General features: G+C 68.2%; 3 protein-coding genes. All 3 read left to right on the top strand.

What is annotated here, in order from left to right; all coding sequences use genetic code 11:
• The first annotated feature begins 135 nt into the window (after positions 1-135).
• The 3 genes from istA to DLJ59_RS24075 are packed head-to-tail and all read left to right on the top strand — an operon-like array spanning position 136 to position 2,581.
• On the top strand, positions 136-1,563 hold the full coding sequence (gene istA, locus DLJ59_RS24085) for an IS21 family transposase (RefSeq protein WP_244236197.1): 1,428 nt from the start codon (positions 136-138) through the stop codon (positions 1,561-1,563).
• Entirely contained in the window at positions 1,560-2,321 is a 762-nt protein-coding gene (gene istB / locus DLJ59_RS24080; protein WP_124774882.1) for an IS21-like element helper ATPase IstB, read from the top strand. The genes istA and istB overlap by 4 nt, the downstream gene beginning before the upstream one ends.
• Positions 2,321-2,581: a hypothetical protein gene (locus DLJ59_RS24075; RefSeq protein WP_124774881.1), complete on the top strand. Its 261-nt coding sequence runs from the start codon at positions 2,321-2,323 to the stop codon at positions 2,579-2,581. Before istB ends, DLJ59_RS24075 begins: the two co-directional genes overlap by 1 nt.
• Positions 2,582-2,633 lie beyond the last annotated feature (52 nt).

The raw sequence follows: 2,633 nt of genomic DNA, 5'->3' as shown, positions 1-2,633 counted from the left end.
TGTCGGGGTACTCGTTGGAGTGCAGAGCTAGGTACAGCTGATCTTGCAGAGGTGCGCACCGTGTGTCCGTCGCCAGTGGGTGACTGAGGGTGAGGCTGCTCGGGTCGTGATCGGACCGGGGTGGGGCGGCTGGCGGTGGGGGCGTTGGATGAGCAGCGGTGGCTGGATGTGCGCCGGTTCCGGGCGTTGCATGAGGCTGGTGCGAGCGTCTCGGAGATCGCTCGTGAGACGGGCCTGAACTGGCGGACGGTGAAGAAGTACCTGGCTGCTGGTGGCGGCGAGGTGGTGCCGCCGGTTCGGGTGCGGCCGGCTCGTGGGCAGTTGATCGATGTGTTCGCGCATGTGGTCGATGCGTGGCTGCGGGCGGAGTTGCTGCTCAAGGGCACGGTGATCCATGAACGTCTTGTCGAGCAGTACGGGTTCACCGGTAACTACCAGCGGGTGAAGTTGTATCTGCAGCAGGCCCGTCCGCGGATCGCGGCGGAGTTGGGGATCAGCCCGGATCAGCTGGCCGGGCTGCATCGTCGGTTCGAGGTCGTTCCGGGTGCGCAGGCGCAGGTGGACTGGGGCGACGAGGGCGGCATCCTGGCTCACGTCGGGATCGCGAAGGTCTACTCGTTTCACATGGTGTTGTCGTACTCGCGGGATCCGTTCTGTTGCTTCACCACCAGCCAGGACCTTGCCGCGTTCTGGGAGTGTCACCGGCGTGCGTTCGCGCATTTCGGCGGGGTCCCGGGGGCGATCGTCTACGACCGGACGAAGACCGTGGTCCGCCGGCACGTCGCCCCAGGTCAGGCGGTGCCGCTGCATCCGGAAGCGGTCGCGTTCGCCGGGCACTACGACTTCGACATCGATGTGCTGGCCGCCTATCGGCCGACCGGCAAGGGGCGGGTCGAGCGGCAGGTCACCATCGTCCGTGATCATGTCCTGGCCGGGCGGGCGTTCTCCTCGCTGGCGGAGCTCGATGCCACGTTCGTGGCCTGGGTGCCGCAGCGGCGGGCCGTGCGGCATCGCACCCACGGTGAGATCATCGGCGTGCGGGCGGTCCGGGACCATGCCGCGCTGCGACCGATCCCGGCCCGGGCGTATGTGGTCGCCGACCGGCATCTGCGGCATGTCGGCAAGGACTGCCTGGTCGCCTACGCCGGCAACCTCTACTCCGTGCCGGCCCGACGGGTCCGCCACCGCCAACTCGTGGAGATCCGGGCGACCGCCGCCACGATCACCATCCACGCCACCGTGCCCGGCCTGGACGGCGCCACGCTGCTGGCCACGCACCAGCGGGCCGTGGGCCGCGGCGCCCGCGTCGTCGACGAGAGCCACTGGGACGGTCTGCCCGACGGACACACCCGTGCCGTCACCACCGGAGACCCCGCCAGTGGGCAGCCGACCACACGCCGACCGGACCGCCATGCAAGCGGCCAGGGACCGCTGCAAGCCCTGCTCAACCGGGCCGCCGCCGCCCAGATCGCCGTCGAGGCCCGGCCGCTGTCGGTCTATGAACAGATCGCCCAGGCCAGCCCGTTCACCAACCGCCCACACCTGAAGGATGTCTCCAAGTGAGTGAGCTGGTCACCAACCGCATCCACGCCAGCGCCACCAAACTCGGCCTGCCTCACCTGGCCAAGACGCTGCGGGAGCTCACCGGCCGAGCCGACACCGAGGCCATGGGCTACCTGGAGTTCCTCGACCTCGTCCTGGAAGAGGAACTCGCCGTCCGCGACGAACGCCGCTTCCGCGCCGGGCTGCGCCTGTCGAAACTGCCACACCACAAGACCCTCGACGACTACGACTTCAGCTTCCAACCCGACCTGGACCCCCGCAAAGTCCGTGACCTCGCCACGCTCGCGTTCGTGCAGGCCAAAGCCAACGTCGCTCTCCTCGGCCCACCCGGCGTCGGCAAGACCCACATCGCCGTGTCCCTCGCGGTCGCCGCCTGCCGAGCCGGCTTCACCGTCTACTTCACCACCCTCGACGACATGGTCCGCCACCTCACCGCCGCCGACGCGATCGGCCGCCTGGCCCGCAAGCTGCAGACCTACCTACGCCCCACCGTCCTGGTCATCGACGAAGTGGGCTACCAACCCCTCGAACGACCCGAAGCCAACCTCGTCTTCCAAGTGATCTCGAAACGCTACGAGAAGGGCTCCACCCTGCTCACCTCGAACAAAGGCTTCGGCGAATGGGGCCAAGTCTTCGGCGACGAGGTCCTGGCCACCGCCATCCTCGACCGGCTCCTGCACCACTGCGACGTCGTCCCCATCAACGGCCCCAGCTACCGACTCAAGAACCGCCTCACCGCCCTCGACAACGTCGCCTGATGCCCACCCGGCCCATCCCGGACGACCCCACGGCCACCAGCGACACCAACCACGGCGATCTCCTGCCACTCCTGCTTGAGATCTGCGAGGACTTCCTCGCCCACACCGGTCCGGCGACCCACCACGAGGTCGACACCCTCCTACGCACCCGCGGCATCACCGGCGGGCCCGGATGGCTGATCGACATGCTCGGCCTCACCCGCCTGCGCCTGCAAAACGCAACCCACCGTGACGAACAAGGCGCCCACCACGACACCTGACCTCTGCAAGATCAGCCGTACTCACCTCTGCACTCCAACGAGTACCCCGACA

Origin of the sequence: Micromonospora inaquosa (genome assembly GCF_003857055.1) — a bacterium.
In the GTDB taxonomy this organism is placed as follows: Bacteria; Actinomycetota; Actinomycetes; order Mycobacteriales; family Micromonosporaceae; genus Micromonospora; species Micromonospora inaquosa.
Note: the sequence above shows the minus strand (reverse complement) of the source record. Positions and strands in the feature narration are given on the sequence as shown.

What these genes read in the sequence shown, in the direction of transcription:
- DLJ59_RS24075 (WP_124774881.1), top strand. Translation starts at nt 2,321, where the DNA reads ATGCCCACCCGGCCCATCCCGGACGACCCCACGGCCACCAGCGACACC.